The sequence below is a fragment of the Pseudomonas sp. RA_15y_Pfl2_54 genome, assembly GCF_963971015.1.
GTDB lineage: Bacteria > Pseudomonadota > Gammaproteobacteria > Pseudomonadales > Pseudomonadaceae > Aquipseudomonas > Aquipseudomonas baetica_A.
In genome coordinates this window covers 1-24,747 of record NZ_CAXAPN010000023.1, presented here as the reverse complement: position 1 = coordinate 24,747, position 24,747 = coordinate 1, and the positions used below count along the sequence as shown (strand labels likewise).

Annotated in this window: 21 protein-coding genes and 1 pseudogene; 11 read left to right on the top strand and 11 right to left on the bottom strand. The window is 55.6% G+C overall.

What is annotated here, in order from left to right; genetic code table 11:
• Positions 1–13 precede the first annotated feature (13 nt).
• The 3 genes from AACY50_RS17570 to AACY50_RS17560 all read right to left on the bottom strand — a co-directional run bounded on the left by AACY50_RS17570 (position 14) and on the right by AACY50_RS17560 (position 4,504).
• Entirely contained in the window at positions 14–1,414 is a 1,401-nt protein-coding gene (locus AACY50_RS17570; RefSeq protein ID WP_339464232.1) for an aminotransferase-like domain-containing protein, read from the bottom strand.
• 49 nt (positions 1,415–1,463) lie between these two features.
• Positions 1,464–2,930, bottom strand: coding sequence for a hypothetical protein (locus AACY50_RS17565; protein ID WP_339464233.1), 1,467 nt, complete (start codon positions 2,928–2,930; stop codon positions 1,464–1,466).
• Between the two features lie 551 nt (positions 2,931–3,481).
• On the bottom strand, positions 3,482–4,504 hold the full coding sequence (locus tag AACY50_RS17560) for a zinc-dependent alcohol dehydrogenase family protein (protein WP_339464234.1): 1,023 nt from the start codon (positions 4,502–4,504) through the stop codon (positions 3,482–3,484).
• 269 nt (positions 4,505–4,773) lie between these two features.
• Here AACY50_RS17560 and AACY50_RS17555 point away from each other — a divergent pair, with 269 nt between their 5' ends.
• A complete protein-coding gene (locus AACY50_RS17555) occupies positions 4,774–5,688 on the top strand; it encodes a LysR family transcriptional regulator (RefSeq protein WP_242489501.1) in 915 nt (304 codons plus the stop codon).
• Between the two features lie 153 nt (positions 5,689–5,841).
• The gene (locus AACY50_RS17550; RefSeq protein WP_339508401.1) at positions 5,842–7,110 is read left to right on the top strand and encodes a tyrosine-type recombinase/integrase; all 1,269 of its coding nucleotides are present in this window, start codon (positions 5,842–5,844) and stop codon (positions 7,108–7,110) included.
• Between the two features lie 383 nt (positions 7,111–7,493).
• Here AACY50_RS17550 and AACY50_RS17545 read toward each other — a convergent pair whose 3' ends face one another.
• A complete protein-coding gene (locus AACY50_RS17545; RefSeq protein WP_339538910.1) occupies positions 7,494–8,411 on the bottom strand; it encodes a LysR substrate-binding domain-containing protein in 918 nt (305 codons plus the stop codon).
• 188 nt (positions 8,412–8,599) lie between these two features.
• Between AACY50_RS17545 and AACY50_RS17540 the strand changes: the two genes are divergently transcribed.
• The 6 genes from AACY50_RS17540 (at position 8,600) to AACY50_RS17515 (ending at position 13,653) form a co-directional block, all read left to right on the top strand.
• On the top strand, positions 8,600–9,349 hold the full coding sequence (locus AACY50_RS17540; RefSeq protein ID WP_339538909.1) for an SDR family NAD(P)-dependent oxidoreductase: 750 nt from the start codon (positions 8,600–8,602) through the stop codon (positions 9,347–9,349).
• 98 nt (positions 9,350–9,447) lie between these two features.
• The gene (locus tag AACY50_RS17535) at positions 9,448–10,746 is read left to right on the top strand and encodes an MFS transporter (RefSeq protein ID WP_339538908.1); all 1,299 of its coding nucleotides are present in this window, start codon (positions 9,448–9,450) and stop codon (positions 10,744–10,746) included.
• 17 nt (positions 10,747–10,763) lie between these two features.
• Positions 10,764–11,612 carry a transketolase gene (locus tag AACY50_RS17530; protein ID WP_339538907.1) on the top strand — a complete coding sequence of 283 codons (849 nt, stop codon included), beginning with the start codon at positions 10,764–10,766 and terminating at the stop codon, positions 11,610–11,612.
• The gene (locus AACY50_RS17525) at positions 11,609–12,631 is read left to right on the top strand and encodes a transketolase family protein (protein WP_137211904.1); all 1,023 of its coding nucleotides are present in this window, start codon (positions 11,609–11,611) and stop codon (positions 12,629–12,631) included. Before AACY50_RS17530 ends, AACY50_RS17525 begins: the two co-directional genes overlap by 4 nt.
• 53 nt (positions 12,632–12,684) lie before the next feature.
• Positions 12,685–12,816, top strand: coding sequence for a hypothetical protein (locus AACY50_RS17520; protein ID WP_339538906.1), 132 nt, complete (start codon positions 12,685–12,687; stop codon positions 12,814–12,816).
• Between the two features lie 33 nt (positions 12,817–12,849).
• Positions 12,850–13,653 carry an alpha/beta hydrolase gene (locus AACY50_RS17515; RefSeq protein ID WP_339538905.1) on the top strand — a complete coding sequence of 268 codons (804 nt, stop codon included), beginning with the start codon at positions 12,850–12,852 and terminating at the stop codon, positions 13,651–13,653.
• Between the two features lie 261 nt (positions 13,654–13,914).
• On the opposite strand, the pseudogene AACY50_RS17510 reads toward AACY50_RS17515, so the two are convergent.
• The 6 genes and pseudogenes from AACY50_RS17510 to AACY50_RS17485 all read right to left on the bottom strand — a co-directional run.
• Positions 13,915–14,202 (bottom strand): annotated as a pseudogene (locus tag AACY50_RS17510) (transposase); the annotation flags it as partial.
• Positions 14,203–14,289: 87 nt separating this feature from the next.
• On the bottom strand, positions 14,290–15,561 hold the full coding sequence (locus AACY50_RS17505) for an OmpP1/FadL family transporter (protein WP_339538904.1): 1,272 nt from the start codon (positions 15,559–15,561) through the stop codon (positions 14,290–14,292).
• Between the two features lie 305 nt (positions 15,562–15,866).
• The gene (locus AACY50_RS17500) at positions 15,867–17,768 is read right to left on the bottom strand and encodes an acyl-CoA synthetase (RefSeq protein WP_339508605.1); all 1,902 of its coding nucleotides are present in this window, start codon (positions 17,766–17,768) and stop codon (positions 15,867–15,869) included.
• Positions 17,768–18,724, bottom strand: a complete 957-nt coding sequence (locus tag AACY50_RS17495; protein WP_339482046.1) for a fumarylacetoacetate hydrolase family protein — start codon at positions 18,722–18,724, stop codon at positions 17,768–17,770. Before AACY50_RS17495 ends, AACY50_RS17500 begins: the two co-directional genes overlap by 1 nt.
• Positions 18,725–18,839: 115 nt before the next feature.
• Positions 18,840–19,931, bottom strand: coding sequence for a VOC family protein (locus AACY50_RS17490; RefSeq protein ID WP_339508603.1), 1,092 nt, complete (start codon positions 19,929–19,931; stop codon positions 18,840–18,842).
• A 91-nt stretch (positions 19,932–20,022) separates the two neighbouring features.
• Positions 20,023–20,634: a TetR/AcrR family transcriptional regulator gene (locus AACY50_RS17485; protein WP_339482044.1), complete on the bottom strand. Its 612-nt coding sequence runs from the start codon at positions 20,632–20,634 to the stop codon at positions 20,023–20,025.
• 191 nt (positions 20,635–20,825) lie between these two features.
• Between AACY50_RS17485 and AACY50_RS17480 the strand changes: the two genes are divergently transcribed.
• The 3 genes from AACY50_RS17480 to AACY50_RS17470 all read left to right on the top strand — a co-directional run bounded on the left by AACY50_RS17480 (position 20,826) and on the right by AACY50_RS17470 (position 24,459).
• On the top strand, positions 20,826–22,094 hold the full coding sequence (locus AACY50_RS17480; protein ID WP_339538903.1) for an amidohydrolase family protein: 1,269 nt from the start codon (positions 20,826–20,828) through the stop codon (positions 22,092–22,094).
• 43 nt (positions 22,095–22,137) lie between these two features.
• A complete protein-coding gene (locus AACY50_RS17475; protein ID WP_339508599.1) occupies positions 22,138–23,331 on the top strand; it encodes an amidohydrolase family protein in 1,194 nt (397 codons plus the stop codon).
• A gap of 276 nt (positions 23,332–23,607) precedes the next feature.
• The gene (locus AACY50_RS17470) at positions 23,608–24,459 is read left to right on the top strand and encodes an SDR family NAD(P)-dependent oxidoreductase (protein ID WP_339508597.1); all 852 of its coding nucleotides are present in this window, start codon (positions 23,608–23,610) and stop codon (positions 24,457–24,459) included.
• 192 nt (positions 24,460–24,651) lie between these two features.
• Here the strand turns inward: AACY50_RS17470 and AACY50_RS17465 are convergent.
• A partial coding sequence (locus tag AACY50_RS17465; protein ID WP_221733679.1) for a transposase domain-containing protein occupies positions 24,652–24,747 on the bottom strand: 96 nt, incomplete at its 5' end.

The following is a 24,747-nucleotide window of genomic DNA, read 5'->3' as shown; positions in this document are numbered from 1 at the left end:
ATGTTTTTTAACGTTAATCGTCGGGCGCCAGACGCAATGCGTCGCCCAATAGCCCGACAACGCTGACCAGTTCGTGATCGCCAAGACCCAGCGGGCTCAAACGCAGATGGTGCGCATGCAACCCCTGCAGACTGAACAGCTCCCCCGGCGCAATAATGATCTGTTGCTTGAGCAGACGCTGAAACACGTTACCCATATCGACCGGCCGTAACGAACGGACCCACACAGTCGCCCCACCCTGCGGTTCTGCAATCTGCAGCGCGTCGCCCAGGCGCTCGCGCAATAGCTGGATCAATTGCGTACGGCGTTCCTTTAGCATCCGCCGCAATACGGCCAGGTGCTGATCCATCCGGCCACCCCCCAACAGTCTGGCGATGGCCTTTTGGCGAATGGGTGACAATCGGAACGCACGCAGCAGGAAATGGCGTTGCAATTCACGGCGCCAATGATGCGAAAGGACAAAACCGAACGGTGCCTCTGCACCGATGAATTTTTCGAACGAGGAAAACACCAGCAAGCGATCGGGATCCAGCCAGTCCCGCAGGCGCCGGGAGTCTATCCGCTCGTCAAACTCGCTGTAGCAGTCGTTTTCCAGAACCCAGGTGCCATGGCACCCCAGCAGATGCGCAACGGTCTGCCGATTGGCCTGAGACAGCAGGCTCCCCTGAGGCATGCTCAATACCGAAGACAAAAGGATCAGCCGCACCGACTCTTTCTTGAGCAACGACTCCAGTCGTTGTGGATCAATCACTCCCCCGTCCAGCAGTGGCAACTCGATGACGCGCACGTCGGCGGCCTCCAGGAGACGCAAGATCACCCAATCACAGGGCGATTCGACCACCACGGTGGCCCCGCGCAACTCAAGTACCGAAATGAGTATCTCCAGCACACCACGAAGATCGGCACCGATATAGACGTCATCCGCATGCCAGCAGTTAACCGTTGACGAGGTGTATCGTGCGGCCAGGACCGTGCGCAATTCCAGTTCACCGCTGGGTTGCACCAACCATTGCGGCTGGCGTGGATACTGGCGTAGCAGTTCACGTTCGAGCATCAACAACGGGCTGTCCAGCGATTGCAGTGATGCCGGATCGTCGTCGCTCAACACGCGCATTCCCGGGCGCTTGGTGTTGACGTAAACAGTTTCCAGCATATCCCTGCCGCTACCGGGCAAATCCATGGCGGGCAATGCTTGCGCGTAATAACCGGATTTGGCTATCGAATAGACTCGCCCCTCCTTTTCCAGTAGCGAATAGGCGTACTGGACGGTCGAGATAGAGACATTCAGCCGATCAGCCAGTTGGCGCAGTGAGGGCAAGCGCGCTGCCGAACCACTCCCCGCGTCATCGATCAGTTGCGTCAGATAACGATAAACCGCCTGATAAACGAAGTCGTTTTCCCGCGTTGCTTTCACGAGCTCGCCTTCATGGGCTCTGATTCACCTTTTGGCAAATGGATCACGATCAGCCTTCCGCCGACCGATCGACTGCCGACCCGGAATCTACCCCGTCCAGGCTCGCGTTTTGCTCGGCGACTTCGCCGGGGGAAGGCATCTGAATCGGACTCATGGCGTAAAGACGAACAATCAGTCCGACCGACAAACCGCTGACATCGGTCATCCACTTCAGGACCTGCTCGGGTGCATGCAGGCCCTGCATCGCCCGGTGCAGATCCGGCAACGCAACCAACATCCCGGGATGGCAATTGCGCAGGAACCGTTCAAGCCCGCAACCGCTATCAATGAATGGCGCGAACAAAAGACACGTCAGCTGGATTTCGCTCAGATCAAAACGGGTTTGCAGGCAGCACTCCGCCTGCAAGCGCAACTGGCCAGGCTCCTGCAGATTGCCAAAGCTGGAAAGCAGCTGTTCGCACACCGGTTCGGGTAACTGTTTTGCGCGCATCGTTGCCAGGCAGCTTTGCAGGTAATCGCTGATACCCGCCTCGTAGGTTCGCCCCTCGATGAGTCGCGCCTGAAGGCCACACAAATGCGCTGCCACCAGGGGATCGGCGTACTCATCATCACCTTGATACAGCGCCAGGTCATCGGCCTGAAATCCAAGAAAGTCACTCAGCAAGGGCCAGCGCTCTTCAAGCTTGCCGACGATCATGTCATTGATGCCGATGAAACTGGTGCGTCGACAGGTTTCAAATTGACCTTCAGGACGCCACGCGACCCGCTCCTCGTCCGTATAGAACTCGCGATAGTAGTCGCCACCGAGTCCGTCAAGCAGCGGAAAAAGCGTTTCGAAGCCCGCGGAACTGGCTAGCGATCCGGCGATTGCCGCTTTCTGCACCGCACGGTTCAACCCATCGAGAAATTGCTTCTGACGGCGCGGGGATTCGCTACCGATCATCGCATCGACACCATTGTTCCAGCGGGCGACCTGACCGTAGTACTCGGCGGTGGCCAGATAAGCGTCATCCCAAAACTCCAGCGTTTCACTGAAGGTCCTGCGGTGACCGAGCAGCAGCAAGTTGATACGGTTAGCCTCACGCCCTTCGTCACAGATAGGTGCCTGATGATCAAACGGCAAGACCTGACGATGATCCACCATCAACAACTCGACTCGTGGGTCATCGTACAGAAACAGTGCGCTGTAGCTGCGATGCATGTTTTGCAATGCCGTCTGGCTATTGCCATTCCAGCGCAAAGTCGCCACCCGCAACTGGAAGGTCGCGGGTGCACGCCCTGCGATACTCAACTGCGCAGCCCGCAGCAATGCAAGCGTGTAACAACTGTCGCGCGAGCCGGTCTGGTTCACCAGCACCTTGAAATGGCCAATGTTCTCCATGCCGCCAGCGGCCACGGCCAGTCGCTGTATCAATAACTGCAACGCCGTGCGCTCTGCACGGGAAAAGAAGCTCAGCAAACGCTGCAATACCTGCTGGTAGACATAATTCATAGCCTGGTCATGGATCGTGCTCATCGGTATTTACCCGGTATCAAAAGTTTCATGCCATAACGACGGAAATATCAGCCGCACGACAATTCATCAAGTAAGTAATAGACGCTCAAATGCTAACACTTACAAATTCGTAGTTATTTGAAACACTTGAGCTGCTAAAAGCCCGCCAATCACCGGAGGACAGCTTCAAGCCCCTGTATTTGTTTGGTTTTTTTCTATGTTGAATATTCCTAGGAAACTTCCCACAACGTCCCACGACAAGTGAGTACAAAAAATAGAGAAGTAGTTTCCGAATAGGCCTACAACAATTAAACAGGAGTCGGCGCGTTCAACAGCGCTAGCCGTTTTATGTAATGCAGGACAAATTGAATGCACAGCCATGGCTCATTCCTTGAGATGAAAGTAATCCTTCAATTATCAGGGCTTATAGTTCGATTAGAAGATACAGATCGGGAGCAAAAACCAGTTCAGTTGCTGAACTGTCCGCAGGCAGCGCCAAGGAAGTCTGTTGTTCTGCAGAGGGGGGATAAACGCAAAGGAGTCCGTGGGGCCACGGACTCCAGGGCCAGGCTTTACGCCGGTTCGACTTGAAGAGCGACCCGTTCGCGGCAGGGGCATTCGTCCATATAGCGATGCGCTTCGACGAACTCGTTGAACGGGAATACACGGGTCTTGAGCGGCACCAGCACGCGGTCAGCGGTCAACTGGTTGATGTCACGCAAGGCTCGTTGCAGGGCGACGTGATCCTGGGTGATGCCCAGTTCCGGTTTGCCGGTGAAGTTGCCGATGCAATGCACGAAGAACTGAATATTTTTCTGGAACGCCGCACACGCTGGAAATGGCGTCTGGTTACCGCCTTGCAGACCATACAATACAAGGCTGCCACGCGGTGCAAGGACATCGCCAAGCAGCGACATCTGCGGACCGCCAAGGCCATCGAAGACGACGTCGACACCACGGTTGTCGGTGATCTTGTTGATTCGCATCAACAGATCTTCCTCTTCGGTGACAATGACCTTTTCCGCGCCAAGGGACATCAGGTATTCGCGCTCTTGCGCCTTCTTGGTCGCGGCAATCACCCGCACGCCCATCGCCTTGCCCAACTGGACAAACGAAGGGCCGGCGCAATGGCTGGCGTCGGTCACCAGAGCAAACTGTCCCGGTTTGACCCGCGCCAGATCGGCGTAAGCAAAATAAGCGATCAGCAGCGGTGTGTAATGCACGCTCGCTTCGATTGGGCTGAGCACATCCGGATAACGGGTCAGCGCGGTACGCGGCAGCACAATCGACTCGCCGTAGACGGGGTAGTCATTCGGGCTTTCGGCCGGGAAACTGGCGACCTTGTCACCAACGGACAGGTCTTCGATATCGGCACCGACCGCCGTGACCACACCGGCCATCTCATGGCCAAGGCCTGATGGCAGGCGTGCCTGGGACGAGGCCAGGTTTTGACGCCAGAGCGTGTCGTACCAACTGATGCCGATTGCCTCGACACGCACCTGCACTTCGCCAGGACCTGGCTGAGCGGCCGCATGCTCTTCGCATTTGAGCACCTCGGCCGGACCAAACTTGTGAAAACGGATCGTGCGGGACATCGCAAACCTCGTCAAAGTAACCTCTAATGCCCTGAACTCTATCTGGGCTTTTAACCCAAGACTATCAGTGGCTATTAATAGTCGACATGCCTGTCATTGATTCCGCAGCATGGGTGGCATGGGTGAAATCCATGAAAAACGGCTGCCACCGTCTGAGTAAAACTGAATTTACGGGTGCAGAGTAACAGCCTTTCCCCGTAAGATTCATGCCGGCCATTGTTCTCATATGGCCGCTCTCGTCAAGCTTGATGACTCTGCCAGGACTCCAGATGAATCGTAATGACCTGCGTCGTGTCGACCTGAACCTGTTGATCGTATTCGAAACATTGATGCACGAACGCAGTGTGACCCGGGCGGCGGAAAAACTGTTTCTCGGGCAACCGGCGATCAGCGCGGCGCTTTCGCGCCTGCGCAGCCTGTTCGATGACCCACTGTTCGTGCGCACCGGCCGGAGCATGGAACCGTCCGCCCGCGCGGTGGAAATCTTCGCCCTGCTCTCGCCCGCGCTCGACTCTATTTCGACCGCGGTCAGCCGCGCAGCGGAGTTCGACCCGGCGACCAGCACCTCGGTGTTTCGCATCGGTTTGTCCGATGACGTCGAATTCGCTCTGCTGCCCATGCTGCTAAAACGCCTGCGCGCCGAGTCGCCGGGGATCGTACTGGTGGTGCGTCGGGTCAACTACATCCTGATGCCGGGTTTGCTGGCATCAGGCGAAATCTCCATCGGTGTCAGCTACACCACAGACTTGCCGGCTAACGCCAAACGCAAGGTCTTGCGCCGTAGTCAGCCCAAGTTGTTACGTGCCGACACCGTACCCGGGCCACTTAGCCTTGATGATTACTGCGCACGCCCGCATGCGCTGGTGTCGTTCGCTGGTGACCTCAGTGGCTTTATCGACGAAGAACTGGAAAAACTCGGCCGCAAACGCCATGTGGTACTCGCCGTGCCGCAGTTCAACGGCTTGAGCACGTTGCTGGCGGGCACCGACATCGTCGCAACCGTGCCGGACTACACCGCCGATGCACTCACGGCGGCCGGTGGTGTTCGAGCAGAAGATCCGCCGTTGCCGACCCGTACGTTTGAACTGCACATGGCTTGGCGCGGGTCGCAGGATAACGATCCGGGTGAGCGTTGGTTGCGGTCGCGGATTCAGATGTTTTTTGGGGACCCCGATAGCCTGTAACGGAATTCCACTAAATTCTATAAAACCATTTAATAACAACAAGTTATTGGATTTTTAAGTCCATAGCCGTCTGTCTAAATCCAATGGATTCCACGACTCATGGGGGCATAATTGGGGGCAAATTTCGGTTCCTTAAAAAGGATGCCCCCACCGATGCCCCCAGATAATGCGGTTGTTTTCAAACGAAAACTCAGTGATGCCTTGATCCGCTCGCTGACCGAACCCGGCAAACACGCTGATGGCGAAGTCCCTGGCCTCTATTTGGAGGTGAGGGCGTCGAGCAAGGTCGGCAAATCCCCTTCCAAGGTTTGGCGATTGAAGTATCGGCTGCATGGGAAGGAAAACCGCTTCTCCATCGGCGCTTACCCCGAGATTGGCCTCAAGGAGGCGCGCGACATTGCCCGCGGCGCGCGCCGCGACGTGGCTAACCACACCGCACCGCTCAAGGCCAAGACCGCCAAGATCGAAGCACACCTGCTCAACGAGGTCCGCACCTTCGAATACGTAGCCAAGCAATGGTTAGCGTTCAAGTCTGCCGAACTGGTGACCAAGTCCATCTCAGGATTTAACGGTGCGTTGAACAACCACATCTTGCCCACGATTGGTAACAAACCGGTCAGCGAGATCAAGCTGGAGCACATCACTACAATCATTACGGAGTTGCGCCGCCAGCGCACCATGGCCATGGCCCGGCGCGTGCGTACCATCATCCGTGCAGTCCTGGGCTTTGCCGAGGGGCGCGGATGGGTGGAACGCAATGTGGCGCTTAGCAACATTGAAGAGTTGAAGATCCGCCATGTCGTGACCAGCAACCCAGCGATCGAAAGGCCAGCCGATCTAGGCAGATTTCTTCTGCGTCTGGATGACTGCAACGACGGCAGCGTTGCCGCCGCAATGCGCCTGCTGGTCATGTTGCCGGTCCGCCCAGGCGAACTGGTGCAGATGCGCTGGGAAGATGTCGACTTGGTGGGCGGCGATTGGCGTTATGTGGTGAGCAAGACCAAGCATCTAGACAAGAGCAAACACATCGTGCCGTTGCCTGAGCAAGCCTTGGTTCTGTTACGCGAGCTACATAAAACCCGCGTGGTGGACGCAGCAGGCAAAGGCTGGGTGTTCGTCTCCCCGGTCTATCCGGGACGTCCCATAAACCCGACCTCCATGCTTAAGTCCTTTCAGCGTATCTGGCCGGAGTACGACATCACATCCCACGGCTTTCGCGCAACCTACCGGACCATAGCCCATGAGCACTTAGGTATAGATCCAATAGTGCTCGAGCTGTCGTTATCCCACCGGATGCCAGGCGCGCTCGGGGCTGTGTATGCGCGCGCGCAACTGCTGGTCCAACGCCGGGAAGCGGCTCAACAATGGGCTGACTATTTAGATCAGCTGCGGCAAAACGCTGCGCGAGTGACCACAGATTGACGAAAACAAATCAGGAGATTGGAGCGGAAACGAGCATCACATCTAGCGCGCTACCCATTGAAATATATATATTTTTTCTTAATAAAGCAGAAAATAAATTCAATTCTTGACTTATTTTTTAGGTAATTCAAGAATAAAAAAGGAGAAACTCCGAGGCAATCTACTGGATTATGGTCCTAGCCATTTGGATGTATTTATCAAACCGAAGACATCAGTTACGCAGGCTCAGTCTCGAGAAGTACCAGCAACATCGAATCCCTCTACGTCACCGCTTAATTATCCGACTGCTGGCACCCCGCAACTGCCAGTGGTGAAGAGGAGTTGGCCCCGGAACTACAGTTCAGCCCAAACGTTTGTCAAATGATCGCGTTGGAACTCTTCGGCTAAAACACGAAACTATGCCCGAGCTCTCCCTCCATCCATTCCAGAAATCGCCTGACTCTGGGAAAACTCGAGTGCGCTTTCGGGAACACCAAATGATGGGCGGCTACCGGGGAACTCAAGATTTCGGGGGCCACTTCGATCAGCGAACCGTTGGCGAGGTACTTCTGCGCCAGCAGCGTGCTTTCAAGGGCGAAGCCCAAGCCGTGGCTCGCCGCTTCCAGGCTCATGTAGGATCGATCAAAACTCAAGGCGTAGGGCTTTTCGGGGCGCGCCAGGCCGTGCTGAGCGAACCATTCAGGCCATCTGAGCAAGGTCGCTTCGGAAAGAATCAACTCTTGAGCCAGAAGATCAGCCGCGTTTTTTACCCCACAGCGCGCGATCAGCTTGGGCGAGGCCAGCACCGCGAAGCTTTCGTTTCGCACGGTGCGCACTTCGTAGCTGGGCCAGTTCGGCCGGCCATGACGAATATCCACATCAATCTTGTCCTGGCTGAAATGCAGCGACTCGTATGAGCATGACAAATTGATCTGGATGTCCGGGTTGGTCATGCGAAATGACTCCAACCGGGGCATCAGCCAGAGCAAGCCAAAGCTGGGGGAGGAATGCAGTCGCAGGCAATCCAGGCTGACGTCACTCGCTGCCCGCTCGGTAGCGACCTCCAGGCTTTGCAACAATCCTGAAATGTCCCTCAAATACTGCTCGCCGACTGGCGTCAGTGTCACCCCGCGCGCCGCGCGCACAAACAACTGTCGACCAATCATGACCTCCAGTTTGGCCAATTGGTGGCTGATCGCCGAAGGCGTGAGGTCCAGCACTTCGGCCGCTCTAGCGAGGTTGCCAAAACGGGCGGTCTGCTCGAAGGCTTGAATTGCTCTCAGCGGTGGCAGATGGGATGAAGAGGTATCGTCCTGGCGCATCAGTATTGAGCCTATTGTTTTGGTGTTGAACGGGCAGCGCCATTCAAGCATTTGCGTTCTGGATTGACGAGTGCTGAATTTTATTCATGTAGCAGTGACGTTTGCGTTATTGCTCGGCCTGCTCGCGGGGACCACTCTGAGCCATCGATCGCTGAATCGAACCATAAAAACAATCAGAGGTAACCCTCATGCTTCTTCAAGGCAAAGTCGCGATTATCACCGGCGCTGCATCCGAGCGTGGTATCGGCCGCGCAACCGCTGTCACCTTCGCCAAACACGGCGCCCGCGTTGTGATCCTGGATCTCGACGAATCCGCCGCCCGTGACGCCGCAGCCACCCTTGGTGAAGGCCATCTGGGCCTGGAGGCCAACGTCGCCGACGAGACACAAGTCAAAGCAGCCGTCGCCAAGGTTGTCGCGCAATACGGCCGTATCGACATACTCATCAACAATGCCGGAATCACGCAGCCGATCAGGACCCTGGATATACGCCCAAGCGACTACGACAAGGTTCTGGATGTGAGCCTGCGCGGCACGCTGTTGATGTCGCAGGCGGTCATTCCGGTGATGCGCGCTCAGGCAGCCGGCAGCATCGTGTGCATGTCATCCGTATCGGCCCAGCGCGGCGGTGGCATTTTCGGCGGCCCGCACTACAGCGCAGCGAAAGCCGGTGTGCTCGGGCTGGGCAAGGCCATGGCGCGGGAATTCGGCGCGGACAACATTCGCGTCAACTCTATTGCACCGGGTTTGATTCATACCGATATCACCGGCGGCCTGATGCAGGACGAACGGCGCCACGCAATCATCGACGGCATCCCGTTGGGCCGCCTGGGTGAAGCCCAGGACGTGGCCAACGCGGCCCTGTTCCTGGCCAGCGACCTGTCCTCGTACCTGACCGGCATCACCCTGGATGTGAACGGCGGCATGCTGATTCACTGAGTACACCTGGCGGGCCTTGCAGCCCGTGCGGATCTGGATCGACGATGCAGCCGGGCCTTGTGGCCTGGCGGTCAATAAAAACAAGAGATCAGACCATCATGACAACCCTGTCGCTTGAAGCGGTTTCGACCGTGCGCACCAACGCCTACCGCAAAACCGCGTGGCGCCTGATGCCTTTCCTCATGCTGTGCTACTTGTGCGCCTACCTCGACCGCGTGAATGTCGGCTTTGCCAAGCTGCAGATGATGAACGACCTGGCCCTCAGCGAAACGGTCTATGGGCTGGGCGCGGGCATGTTCTTCATTGGCTACTTCCTCTGCGAAGTGCCCAGCAACATCATTTTGCATAAGGTCGGTGCACGCGTCTGGATCGCCCGCATCATGATCACCTGGGGCATCATCTCCGCCCTGTTCGCCTTCGTCGAAACCGCCTGGCAGTTCTACGCCCTGCGCTTTCTGCTGGGCGTCGCCGAAGCCGGCCTTGCCCCTGGCCTGTTGCTGTACCTGACCTACTGGTTTCCGTCCTATCGGCGTGCCCGCATGACGGTGTTATGGTTTATCGCCATTCCGCTCTCGGGCATGGTCGGTGGCCCGCTTTCCGGCTGGATCATGAACGCCTTCGCCGGTGTTCATGGCTGGGCTGGCTGGCAGTGGATGTTTGTGCTCGAAGCCATTCCCACGGTGATTGTCGGGCTGCTGGTGCTGAGCTACCTCAAGGACGGCGTGCATCAGGCCACCTGGCTGGATGACGACGAGAAAGCCCTGATCAGCCGCGAGCTGGCCGAAGACGACCAGAAGAAGGTTACCCACGCCTCTGTGGGGGAGTTCATACGTGACCGCCGTCTGTGGCTGCTGGCGGGTATCTATTTCTGCGTGGTGATGGGCCAGTACGCAATCACCTTCTGGCTGCCCACTCTGGTGCGCAATGCCGGGGTTTCCGATCCGCTGCATATCGGTTTCCTGACCAGCCTGCCTTATCTCTGTGCCATTGCGGCGATGCTGCTGGTCGGACGCAGTGGCGACAAACATCGCGAACGGCGTTGGCATCTGATCGGGCCGATGATCGCCGGTGCCATCGGACTGACCCTGGCCGCGCAGCTCGGAGGCAACATTGTCCTGTCCATTCTGAGCCTGTGCCTGGCGGCGTCCGGCATCCTGTCCGCTTCTTCAATGTTCTGGATGCTGCCCACCACCTTGCTCGGCGGTGTGTCTGCCGCCGCGGGCATCGCGGCAGTCAACAGCTTCGCCAACCTTGCAGGTTTCTGCTCGCCCTACCTGATTGGCTGGATCACCACACAGACCGGCTCCAGCGCCATCGGCATGTACCTTATCACCGGCGTTCTGCTGGGCGGTGCCTTGCTGGTGCTGCGCATTCCCGCCGCCCTGGTCAATCGTTGAGTAACCGGAGTTCTACCATGACTACCCAGCCCTCCTACGTTTCATCCAAGCCGCTGACCGAGCGTGCCCATAATATCCGTCGTCACGCCCTGCGCATGGGGCAAGTCCAAGGCCAGGGCTATGTCGGTCAAGCGCTGGGCGCGGCAGACTTGCTGGCCGTGTCGTACTTCCATGCCTTGAACTACAAGCCCGAAGACCCTGAGTGGGATCAGCGTGATCGCTTTTACCTCTCTATCGGTCACTACGCGATCGCGTTGTATGCCGCGCTGATCGAGGCTGAAATCATTCCACTGGACGAGCTTGAAACCTACGGCTCGGATGACAGCCGCCTGCCCATGTCCGGCATGGCCACGTACACACCCGGCATGGAAATCACCGGTGGCTCGCTGGGCCAGGGACTGGGCATTGCGGTGGGTGCCTGCCTGGGCTTGAAGCGCAAACAATCCGCGTCTTTCGTTTACAACCTGCTCTCGGATGGTGAGTTGAATGAGGGCTCCACCTGGGAAGCGGTCATGTCAGCGTCGCACTGGAAACTCGACAACCTGATCGCCATCGTCGACGTCAACAATCAGCAAGCCGACGGTCACTCCAGCGAGGTGCTGGCGTTTGAACCCATCGTTGATCGCTGGCAAGCCTTTGGCTGGTTCACCCAGCGCGTAGACGGTAACGATCTGGACGCTCTGGTCCAAGCGTTCGACGCAGCCCGCAGCCACCCCGCCGCACAACCGCGCGTCATCATCTGCGATACCAGGATGGGCAAAGGCGTACCGTTCCTGGAAACCCGCGAAAAAACCCACTTCATCCGGGTGGATGAGCACGAATGGGATGTGGCCTTGAACAACCTCGAAGAAGGCAAAACACTATGAGCACTGCAAACAACACATCAGCTCAAGCGCCCGCGGTCGTGAAGAAAAAGCTGACAACCTCCGCGATGATTGCCTCGATTGCCGCTGAAGGTCAGGCCACTCGGTCCGCGCCCTTTGGCCATGCATTGGCAGCGCTCGCGGACCAGCGCCTGGAGATCGTGGGTTTATCGGCTGACTTGTCCAAATACACCGACCTGCACATCTTTGCCAAGGCACACCCGGATCGTTTCTACCAGATGGGCATGGCTGAACAGTTGTTGATGAGCGCCGCAGCGGGCATGGCGCGGGAGGGTTTCGTGCCCTTCGCCACGACTTATGCGGTGTTTGCTTCGCGCCGCGCCTATGACTTCATCTGCATGGCGATTGCCGAGGAAAACCTCAACGTTAAAATTGTCTGCGGCCTGCCAGGCCTGACCACCGGGTACGGCCCCAGCCACCAGGCAACCGATGATTTGGCGATTTTCCGCGCCATGCCGAACCTGATGATCGTCGACCCTTGCGATGCCCTGGAAATCGAACAGGCGGTGCCTGCCATCGCTGCGCATCAAGGCCCGGTCTACATGCGTTTGCTGCGCGGCAACGTACCGCTGGTACTCGACGAATATGGTTATAAATTCGAGATCGGCAAAGCCAAAACCCTTCGTACAGGCAACGACGTACTGATCATCTCCACCGGCTTGATGACGATGCGCGCCCTGGAAGCGGCCAAGGAACTCCAGGCGGATGGCGTGGATGTCGCGGTGCTGCACGTGCCGACCATCAAGCCTTTGGATGAGCAGACCATTCTGGCCGAGGCCAGAAAGCCGGGGCGGCTGGTGGTGACTGCGGAAAACCACTCCATCATCGGCGGGTTGGGCGAAGCGGTGGCCACCGTGCTGTTGCGCAACGGGGTGACGCCGACGTACCGGCAAATCGCCCTGCCAGACGCATTCCTCGATGCGGGCGCACTGCCGACGTTGCATGATCGATACGGTATTTCCACCCAGGCTGTGTGCACGCAGATCAAGGGTTGGTTATAGGATTTACACCTGCAAGGGGCTCAATCAGCCCCTTGGCATGGAGGAAACACGCCTTGAACGCTGACACCCTGCTGGATCCCGATTACGCGTTTTTCTTCGCAGAGCCTTCCACTGAGTGGACGCTCGCCACGCTCCCCGCCATCCGAGGCCGGATCAGCGCCAACGCCAAGACACCCGAGATGTGATGCGCAGAGCAACGCTGGACCGGCTCGGGCGGTGTGCGCCTGTGCATTTACCGTCCAAGGCCCATGCCGGAGGCTAAGGTACTCCCGGCTATTTTGTACCTGCATGGCGGAGGCTTCGTACTGGGCTGCCCGGAAATGAACGACGACTACCTCGCCGCGCTCGCTGAGGAATCCCAAGCAGTCGTCGTCGCAGTCGATTACCGACTGGCTCCGGAGCATCCGTTTCCCGCTCCGCTGCAGGATTGCTACACCGCGCTCGCCTGGCTGTTGCGGCAGGGACCTACGCTGGGGCTTGATCCGAAAAAAGTCGTCATCACGGGCCACAGTGCCGGCGGTGGACTGGCTGCGTCGTTGGCCCTGTTGGTTCGCGAACGGCGCGAATATTCCGTGGCGGGTCTGGTCATGATTTACCCGATGCTCGATCACAGAACCGGCTCGCCGGCAGCCCCCACCGAGAACCCCACCACCGGTACGTTGAATTGGGGGCGACGAGCAAACCAGATTTGCTGGCGATGCCTGCAAGGGTCGTACACCCTTGGCGATGGAGAGGATTTTCTGTTTTCCGCCGCGCTTGCGCCTGATCTTCAGGGATTGCCACACAGCTTTATTGTAGTCGGGGCCCTGGATCTTTTTCTGGAGGAAGACGTGGACTTCGCCTTGAAGCTATCGCGCGCAGGCGTGGTCACCGAGCTCCACGTCTATCCAGGTGTTCCGCATATGTTTGACCAATATCCTGGTCGGGTTGCTGAGCAATGCAGAAATGATGTGGCAGTTGCGCTTCAACAGATATGGGCACAATGCTTCTCCTCTTGCTGCCCATCTATCGAAGTCCTGTGAAACTTCAAGAAATAGGTGCGCCGGCTGCTGACTACCTAGGATCACGTTAGCGCGTCTATCCAGTAGTGGTACTTTCAGGCTCACGAGAGCAATAGGTTGAGCTCGACTCTGCTGAAAAGGCGGTTTTTAGCTGGCCTGAACTTAGGCGTGATTACTATCCGGAGAACCTACTTACCAAATTGAGTGGTTTCTCGACTTTTGGTTGACCTTTGCTGCTCTGTTATTGGGCTGGCTTGAGATTTTTGCTTAGTGCGGACGCTGCTATCCCGTGTCCGGTGGCCCTTGAAATTTGACCAGTCGTCCCAGGTTCTGCACCGCAGCGGCCAATGAGCTTATCAGTCGTGCCACTCATTCCACGTAGTCTCAGGCGATCCAATTTCAGGATTCGCTTGAGGTGGACAAACAGCATTTCGATCTTATTACGTTTATGGCGAGAGCGCACGTAGTGCGCCGTCGCGGCGATTCGCAGAGCCGCATCACGCGCAGCTTTATGGAAGCAGCGATCTTGCGGAACGTAGTGTTCGGACAGCAGTTGGCTTTAATCGGACAGAATTGAAAACCAGCCTTCATGAAATCTCTCTAGCACGAAGACTGGTTTTGTCGCCATGTCATTTTAAATAACAAGTTCACCGAATATTAAAAACGGTAGGTAAGCGAAGTAGCAAATCCGCTGCCGCTGTTGCTGTACGTAGAGTTATACACGCCACTAGATGCCGAAACTGCACTGACCTTGACGGTTTCTTCTTTAAGATAGGAGTAAGCAAAGTCAATGGTCAGGTTACTCACTGGCGTCCAGCCAGCACCGAAGCTTATGGCCCGACGATCACCAGTCGGAAAACGTGCGGAACGATGGGCATTGTCAGTGGGTGATTGATCGACCGATAAACCAGTACGCAATACCCATTCCTTATTCAACTGATATGCAGCACCGATGGCATGAGCCCAGGTATCGTGCCAATTCTGTTCTTCAGTCACCGCGTCCAATGAACCACCGAGACTCGGACTGACGCCGCTGCTCTCGACAGTAACTTTTTTAAAGCGGCTCCAACGCGTCCAGGTGCTGCCCGCATAGACTGTCCAGTCGTCGTTGAGCTTATGCGTGAGCGAGAAATCCACTGACTCCGGAGTGTCCAGTTCAAGTTCAGCATTATAATGTTGACCGCTAACATTCAGCAGGCTAAACGTGCCACCGGAAACTTTAGTATCCCCTTCCAGGCGATAACTCACCTTGGAGTGATAGGTCAGACCCAAACGGGTGCTATCAGTAGCTTGTATCAACACACCGGCATTAAAACCAAGGGCCGTGTCGGTACCGTTGACCTTGATCTTGCCGTCATTGCTTCCTGGGGTGACGATGTTGGGTACTTGCGAGGACAGCTCGCCGGCGACTCGATTGATGGTTGGGCCGAAGCCGATAGATACCTTATCGTTGAAGGCATAGCTGACGGTAGGCTGAAAGGTAATAATCTCTACTTTGCTTTTGTTAGCAAAGTAACGGCCTGCGAAGTCACTCCCGTAGTCCGTGATCAACCCAAATGGTACATATACGCCGAAACCAACCGCCCAGTGTTCATCAATGGGCTTTACGTAATACCCCATCGGCGCAAGGCCAATAGGAACCACATCGCCACCTTCTTTGCCGCCAAAAGTACTGCGCGTATCACTGGTGTCTGTTTTGGCATCAATGACAGCAACCCCGGCACTGACTTGTTCGTTTTTCAGACGAGACATGCCGGCAGGATTTGTTTGGACAGTGCTCGCATCAATGGCAGAAGAGGATCGCCCTGCATACCCTGTCCCCATTGCGCTGACGCTGGTTTCGTTGATGGCAAAACCACCTGCGAATAATGGCGAAGAAACAAGTGTGGCAACGACGCCAAGCATGGTTTTGGTTTTTATTTTTATCATTATTTGAGTTCCTGATGAGCACTGAATAGAAAACCCCGTATGTCCTCCAGATCAATCACGCACGCTTGATATCACTCGAGCAACACATTGTTCGTCATCGATGCCTTACGCACCCGGTGTAACTTCAATGGCATACGCACTCTCTTCATTTAACGGCCTCTCTTATTTTTGATGAATCACACGCACAGCTTTTATTATCGCCGGCTGAAAACGCCCACGACAAAACAAAACAAGTTCAAAGCGATACAGGAAAATCAACCCAGTCGGCCATGGCAAACCGAAAGTTGTTAACTTAAGAAAGTCTATTAGGCCCAATCAACTTTAAAGCTATAGCGACCGATTAACCGCTCCAGCTGTTCGCGTTCGGCTCCGGCGTTGATACGCGCGACGATGCCAAGGCGGCTGTCTTGTAGAACATGCACCGTTACCCCGTCTAATCCTGCCGCCTTTGCCTCGTTGAGAATCACTTGGGAAATTTCACGCTGCTGCAAGGCTGGCTTGAAAATTTTACCCACCGGTGTCAACGGCAGTGCTTCCAACAACTCGATGCGCTTGGGTACTGCGGCGCGCTCACTGATGTGTCGTCCAGCGAATTCCAGTAGTGCCTCAACAGTGCAGACCTGCCCGGGAAGCAACTGCACGTAAGCAACCGGAACCTCGCCAGCATATGCATCCGGGCTACCTACAGCAGCCACCAACGCAACGGCCGGGTGTGCCTGCAGCGCTTCTTCGATTTGCTTGGGATCAATGTTGTGCCCCCCCCTAATAATCAGTTCCTTTCTGCGGCCTGTAAGCCAGAAATAACCTTGAGCGTCCTGGCGCCCCAAATCACCTGTGTTCAGCCACCGCTTACCGCCTATATCAATCCACACGCCTTGGTTATGGCTATGTTCCAGGTAACCGTTGAATATATTGGGCCCCTGTATTGCAATCACCCCGACTTCTTCCAAGTCAGCATCACGTTCGTACTGGCCATTCGAGTCCAACACGACTGCGCGCATATCCTGATAAACCAGACGCAAACCAATCGAGCCAATGCGCCGATCGCCCAGTGGAGGGTTGACCGAAGAAACACAAGCGCCTTCTGTAAGGCCATATCCTTCGAGCAAGCGCACGCCAATCCGACGCTCAAATTCACGGAAAAGCTCGACCGGCATCGGTGCGGCGCCGCACAAGGCGTAGCTGAGACTGGACAGGTCATGATCCTGTGAGTCTTGCTGCAGCAATGCAGCGTAGAAAGTAGGTACCCCGGAGAAAAAATTGACATGAAAATGCTCAACCATGCTCCAGAACCGCTCTACGACCCTCGGCCCACGATACCCCTGAGGGGTGCCGAGAATGACTCGGTCGCCTTGAGTCCAGGGCATCAACCCGGTGACCAATTGACCGTTGACATGAAACAGAGGCAGCCCACAGAAAACAACCTGACCAATGTCACGCGGTTGCATGTGAGTGGCCATTGCCCAGGCATTGAAAACTTCCGAACCGTGAGTGCGCGCAGCAATCTTCGGAAGGCCTGTGGTGCCCCCAGTGCAGAAATAAGAAGAAACTTCGTCCTGACCTATCTGCCGACCGCTTTTGAGGGTGTCATCCGGTTGCGCCAGCATCAATGTGCGCAGGTCAGTATGAATCACGACATCTTTGTGCAAGCTTTTCTCGTGCAAGGCGATGCTGCGCAGAGCAGCCCCCCTTTCATGATTAACGTAGGGTTCCAGGCTCACCCACACGATGTGCTTCAGGTCATGCAAGGTATTGAGCTGACCGGCTAACCTAGGCCAGAGATCGTTGCCAGGTCCGGGGGCCAGTGCCACCACGACCCTGGCACGAGCAGCGCGCAAGAGATCAATAACTTGCGGCACCTCAAGCAGCGGATTGATCGCCATGACAATGCCTGCAGCCTCCCCCCCCCAAATAGTGAAGTGAGTTTCCGGCAGATTAGGCAGGACAAACGCGATCACCTCGCCCGGCACAACACCTAAATCGTGGAAGGCATTGGCCGCACGGGTGATGTCGGCGAAGAGCTCGGCGTAGCTCCAGTCATGGGTATGGGCGAAGTCTGCGGCATCAAGGAAAAAACTCAACGCGGTCGCTTGCGGATGACTTTCCGCGCTGCGCCGCAGTGCCTCATATGTGCTCGGAGCGAGATTACGCTCGGCCAGTGGCACAGATTCCACAACCTGTATGTCGGCAAAGTCTCGTATTGGCATCAGATTTGCTCCACCACACGATTGCGTTGCACGCCCAGGTCAACCACACCATCGGTGCTGCGGATGCTTGCTTCGACGAGGTCGCCAGCCTTGAGGTATTGAGAACGGCCCTCCTGTGCCTTGAGGAACATTTTCCATTTGGTGGCTTCGGGCAGTAACGCCGCGATGCGCTGCTTGGCCGGTGACGGTACGGTCAACGCACACCCTGCGGGCGTACCAGTAGCTATCAGGTCGCCCGCTGCAAGGTCCTGGATACCTGACAACTCGCTGAGCGTCTCCGCCGGACCAAACACCAGGTTTGCGGTTGAATCACTCTGACGCACCTCACCATTCACCGTCAGACGTAACTGCAAATTTTTCAGGTAAGCCATTTTTTCCGGGGGCAGCAGGCAGAGGTACGGCCCCACTGGACCGAACGTACGAAAGCTTTTGCCTTTGTAGAACTGCATCTGTGGAATCTGGATGTCGCGCGCCGAGTAATCGTTGACGATCACCACGCCTGCAATGAACTGATGCAGGTTGCTTTCGTCGACCTTGACCTTGCTGCTGATATCGCTGCGCATGACCAGCCCGAGCTCAATCTCATAATCGAGAAAACGCACCTCGCGCGGTTTGATCAGGTCGTTGTCCGCCGGCACAATACAGCTGGTCGCCTTGGTGAAGATCATGTTGTATTTCTTCACGTCAGGGTCCATCCCTGACTCAATCATGTGCTGCCGATAATTGGCGCCCTGACAAACAAACTGCTGATTTCGGGTAATCGGTGATAGCAACTGCACGTCGCTTAGGACCAACTCTGTTCCCTTTGTTAAAGCAAGATCATCAATGTTGTTATTGCGAATAAAATCACCGGTCGTTTCAAAGCTACCCGGAATAACCGTAATAAGACCCTGGCGTACCACGCCCCAATGGATGTCATTGCGATAAGAGAAGCGGACAACATGTACAACTGACATTGACGGTACTCCTGAGCTTCGATGGGTCGGCGCTACGTCGCGCTTGAACGTAATAATTGTTCTGGATGGGTGTCGGTAATGTTGTAAAAGAAGAAACACGCGGCAACGACCGCCCCTAGCCGAACAACCGCAAAAGGCTTCTGAGTTTGCGCAGCGTGACGTCCGGACTCCGCCTGAGACTACGAACAAGAATGCGCAGACTGGCGAGGCTTATCCGGGGTCTGGTGAAGCTTTTGGGCATGCGCTGGCCCCATTGCGCCATCGCCTCGGCACTCACCGCGTGAGTCCCGGTTGGATGAGCAGACGTAAAGACGTCCCCATCACAATAATGCTCGTGCTTGTCACCCCAAGGATCTTGCCAATAATCAAAAATTTGGCTTCCCAGAATGTGGCGCCCGATTCCCCACGCATGAGTCCAGCCTTTTTCTTCCAGAACACGCTGCCCCATGCCAACCGCGTCAGCATCAACGACCTCAAACGCACTATGGCTGTAACCGGCCATGAATCCTTGCGCGATCGCAAGGGTGTGGTGATCGGCAGGCTGTTGTCCAAGATCCAGACGCAAAAAAGAGACGATGGGTGAGCCATCAGGCAGCACTTGCACGTCGCTTGGAATTAAACCGAAATGTCGGGTGTACCAGGCACACGTGGCTTGATAGTCAGCCACCTCGATCACGACGTGACCGAGCCTGAGTACTTCCGGCGGGCCGAGGGGTGGCCGCTGAGCGACGTTGATCCGAGCATGCTCCAGCGCCAGATTGAGTGCCAGGGCAGGTCTGTGCTCAAGCGCCTTGCTATAGCTCTGAGCGCAAACGGCCTCGACGATGAAACCTGAAGGATCGGTCAGCCGTACGCATTTCCCGCCGCCTGGATGCGCGATATTTTCGACTGCCGAAGCGCCGGGTATCTGCGCAAGTCGGTCAAGGTCCTCAAGGGTCAGGACTTTCAATCCAATGCCGATGAAGCGTGCTTGTTTTGCCCGATGAATCCGATAACAGTAAGCCATCGGTTCGGTGCCGCGCAGATAGAGCGTATCGGCGGATTGTTCAATGACAATTAGCCCGAAGTCCGTCAGAAAGCGTGCCGCTTCATCAAGCGCTGGCCGTTCAAAAATAAGGTGCGCCAGGCCTTGAGCCTTGACTGTTGGTTGCGGATGCCGGGCGGGCTGGTGTGTCGATAAAAAGGGCGTAACGTTTGTGCTACTCATTATTTTTATTCTCCGTAATTCTCCGGGCAAGGCTTCGCCCTCATCCCTCGGCTAGAGGGATGTCAATCAATCGACTGTGATTACGCCCTTATTAGAGAGAAGGCAGGGCTGGTAATTCGCTCGTCGCCAACTCTCGCGCCTCTCCGGGGGGCAGACCTAACGCTCTTAGCACAAGCTCTGCATTATCTGCACCCGCGTCACGCCATGTCCGATGCCCCTCGAGCACCAGAAAAATCGAACCCAGCACGCTGTTGGAAATCAGCGTTACGACGCTCAGCAATTGCTCCTGTCGGAAGTTGTACCGCCCGCTGGACAGGCCTCTCAAAAGGTCGGTCATCGCTTGACTCGAAAACATCTCCCGTAACGAAGCATTACTGGTGGCAAACCGATGCAGGAATGCTCCCCACTGCGGCTCCTCATGAGCTCGACGAATAAAAAAGCGAATGCCGTAAGCCAGGCCCTGAGCAGGATCCGCAAGCATGTCAACGCTTCTTCGTACGCGTTCGTGCATTTCCCGTCCGAGATAACTGGCAACGGCTTCAAACAAGCTGTCCATGCTTTCAATGTGGCTATAGACAGTCCCACGCGCCACGCCTGCCTCTCGCGCCAGGTCGAGAATATTGATTTGCGCGGTACCTTTCTCAACAAACAAGCGAAAAGCTGCTTGGTGAATGCGACGCTGTGTCGGACTCAGGGATTCCATACTCAATCTCCAACTATCAATGACCCAATTGAACACTCGCGATCAATTTTCGTCAACAGTGTTTTTTCCATCCACACAGAGCCCGGCCCTCAAAAAGCCCGTTGAGCCTTATGAATATTGGTCTTATTTTGTGCCTTCAGGAGGATGATCACCTTTTTTCGAGCATTTATCTGCAAAAAAAATGAACACGCATGATCAGCTCTCACCTTGCGCCGCCGCTTTCTGCAGATAAAAATCAAAAGGAAGCTGTACCAGCGAGGGCCATGGACAGCCCGAAGCTGAGCCGTTTGACACAAATGAACAAATGTGTTCAGAATCGATCCGACCTGTCCAATTTCACTATGTTATATCCAGTTCTATTCAAGCTCTCATCCGGAATAATAATAATGACGATCAAACAAGGTCGTATTGACCTCCACCACCACCTCGTTCCTCCCGCCTATCAAGAGGCGATCTACAGCAAAGGGATGGAACGGCACGCGGGAGCGTTGCTGCCCAAGTGGACGCCTGAAAAATCCATTGATGTGATGGATATGAATGGCATCCAACGCGCCGTAACCTCTATTTCCACACCGGGAGTGCACCTCGGTAACGGCGTAAGGCCGGCACTAGCTTTGGCTCGAGCTTGTAACGAATACGCGGCAACAATGCGTGATGATTACCCTGAGAGATTTGGTAATTTTGCGGTGCTGCCTATGCCGTTCACAGAAGCCGCCTGCAACGAGGCGATTTATTCGTTGGATGTGCTCAAGGCAGAAGGTGTAGTGCTATTCGGCAGCACCGATGGTTTTTTTCTCGGCGACCCGCGCTTTGATGAGTTAATGAGCGAGCTCGACGATCGGAGTGCCGTGGTTTTCGTGCATCCCAATCTTCACAAGAGCAGTGAACAGCTAGGTTTTAAAACACCCGGTTTTTTAATCGAATTCCTCTGTGACACGACTCGCGGTGCGGTGAATCTGATCGTTAACGGAACCTTGGAGAAGTACCCGCGAATTCGCTGGCTACTGGCTCATGGCGGCGGTTTCTTACCCTATGTCGCCTGGCGCGTATCGCTGTTCAATGCGACACCTCAACTTCAGGAAAAGCTGCCCCACGGGATGCTCTCCTACATTCGTAGATTTTATTTTGACACCGCTTTATCACCGTCGAGCTATTCGATGGCAGCCCTGAAACAATTGGTTGAGCCCGAGCACATACTGTTTGGCAGTGACTTTCCATTCGCACCTGCTCCTGTAACCAGCTTGCAATGTCAGACGCTGGACGAAAACCCGCTTTGGTCAGCCGATGAACTCTACGCCATCAATCGCGGTAATGCATTACGGCTGTTTGCGCAGTATCAGAGAGCGGGTGAAGTGACTCAGGCGAGCCCCATCTATGAGGAGGAATCGTTGTCCAGCCGGATCAAGCGCGGGCTGACCAAACCGATGGCTGCGCTGGCGGAACGTATGCGCGATCGCTAACCCAATCTTTAGTCACTTCTACCTTTTAACCTTTGAGGTTGCCATGAAACGCCGAGAATTTATAGCCAGCGCAGGTCTACTGGCCGGCGCAACGATGCTCGCTACAACCGCACCTGAGCATGTGGTTGTTGCCGACATGACCACGCAGAAGTCCTTGCCGACGACTGATGTAGCCACGCCCGTAGGACGTATCGATGTGCACCATCATATAGTGCCACCCGTATTCCTTGACGCTTTAACGCGCAAGGGATTAGACAAGCTTACAGGTACACCGCTACCCAAATGGACGGTAGAGCAATCAGTGGCGCTGATGGACAGTCAGGGCATTCATACCGCTATCACTTCCCTAATGGCTCCGGGCGTCTATTTCGGAAATGATCGCTCCGCAGCCGAGCTTGCACGAAGCTGTAATGAGTTCGCGGCCAAGATGGCTGCGGTTCATCCTGGTCGTTTTGGATCGTTTGCCGTGCTACCCCTACCCGCCACTGAAAGTGCTTGCGTCGAAGCCACGTACGCTCTCGATACTTTGCACGCTGACGGCGTTTCGTTGATGGGCAGCAATGATGGGGTATTTCTTGGCGATCCGCGATTTGATGAATTGATGGCAGAACTGGATAGCCGTCACGCCAGTGTTTTTCTGTCGCCAAATCTGCACCCAAGCAGCTCCCAACTGCTGCTCGAGAGGCCGCAGTTTGGTCTGGAACTGGATTGCGATACAACGCGAGCGGCACTCAATCTGATTTTTACAGGCACGCTGGAGCGATACCCCCATATCAATTGGATTCTCTCCAACGGTGGTGGATTTCTTCCTTATGCAGCGTGGCGAATCTCGCTTGCGAATGTCCTGCCAGAATTTAGCGACGCCGTTCCTCAAGGCGTGATGACCTATCTAAGGCGCTTTTACTTCGATACGGCTTTGACGACCTACCCTGGCCCTATGGCGGTACTCAAGGAGTTAGTCGAGCCGACGCAGCTCTTATACGGTAGCGGCTTTTCTTTAGTGCGATCCGAGACAGTCGCCGATGAGATAAAAGGAATAAGCAGGTCATTATTGTGGAGTCCACGACAACAGCAGGGTATCGATCGCGGTAACGCGCTGGGATTATTTCCTCGTTATGCAACGAAGGGGGAGGTTCCGATGTTGGCGCCGGTTCATGAATCCGAAACTACTTTACACAAATGGGGACGTACACTAAAAAAACCTATTGGCGCCCTTGTCCAGCAATTGAAAAATTAATCAAACCTTATGCGCGTCATGCCAACCAATGAAAATTTGCACACCATTACGAAAAGTCCATAAGCCTCAGTTACAGATACCCCCCCAACATAATCGCGCTGAATACGGCATTCGTAGCATCTAGAATAGTGCTAACGTGTAATTTCATAAGCAGTTAAAATTAATTCCCTTTAATCGAAAAGCTCATCGTGCCGCCCTCGCAAGCCATATAATCGGCCGCACAAGCTTATAGCTTATGCCGCAGCTTCCGCATATATAAGAATAACGGAGAAACTTATGTCGTTCGAAAACCAAATTATCTGGATAACCGGCGCATCATCGGGCATCGGCGAAGCGCTGACGAATGCGTTTTTACAACAAGGCGCCAAAGTAATTCTTTCTGGTCGCAGGGTCGAGGAACTTGAGCGCGTGGCCGCCCAAGCTCCAGAACACTGTTTTATTCTTCCCTTCGAAAGTACTAACTACCCTGCCCTGCCCAATATTGTCGAACGCGCCTGGGCGTGGAGCGGCCGAGTTGACATGCTGATCAACAATGCAGGGATCAGCCAGCGCAGCCTGGCACTTGACACTCATCTAGATGTGTATCGGCAACTGATCGAAGTCGATTACATGGCCCCCCTGGCGCTAACCCAATTGTTGCTGCCGAAAATGGTCGCGCGTAAAGCCGGGCACCTTGCAGTGGTCAGCTCGGTCGCAGGCAAGGTCGGCACGCCACTGCGAAGCGGCTACTCGGGAGCCAAGCACGCAGTGATCGGTTACTTCGATACCATCCGCGCCGAGGTAGAACAAGCCTACGGTATTACCGTCAGCGTAATTCTGCCAGGCTCGTTACGCACCGATTTGGCCGTCAATGCGTTAGCCGGCGATGGCAGTGCACGTGGGTACTCCGACCCGAATATCGAAAACGGCATGGATGTGACGGTGGCCGCTAAGCTGATTCTGACCGGCCTGGCCGAACGAAAATCGGCAATTCCGATTGCCGAAGGCATCGAGGCAATGGCGTTGAAACTTAGCGCTGCCAATCCGGAACAGCTCTATGCTTTAACCGCCCAAGAAGGTGCGCGGTTGGCTATGTTACGCGAGGCGGGTGGTTCGCTGGACCCGCTCGATATCCGTAGCTCTTCTTAGGGTATCCATAAGTGTTGCAGATGCCTGGCATTGCTCATTCTTGAACAATGCCCTCGCCCAAAAGATGTTTAAGCCCCCCGCGCCGCTCAATGCAGACCTGTAATTACGCTAATCCACCGTGCAGGAAACCCTCATGCCTTGCGTGAGGAGGGGGGCAGTCTGTAAGCGTCTGCCCAACTCACGTTGCGTAAGTCAGACAGATACCCACTGATGCGGCAGCAGTTGGTCGATCTCACTCGCCCGTTGCGTCGGCAACCGCGTCAGCACATCTTTGAGATAGGCATACGG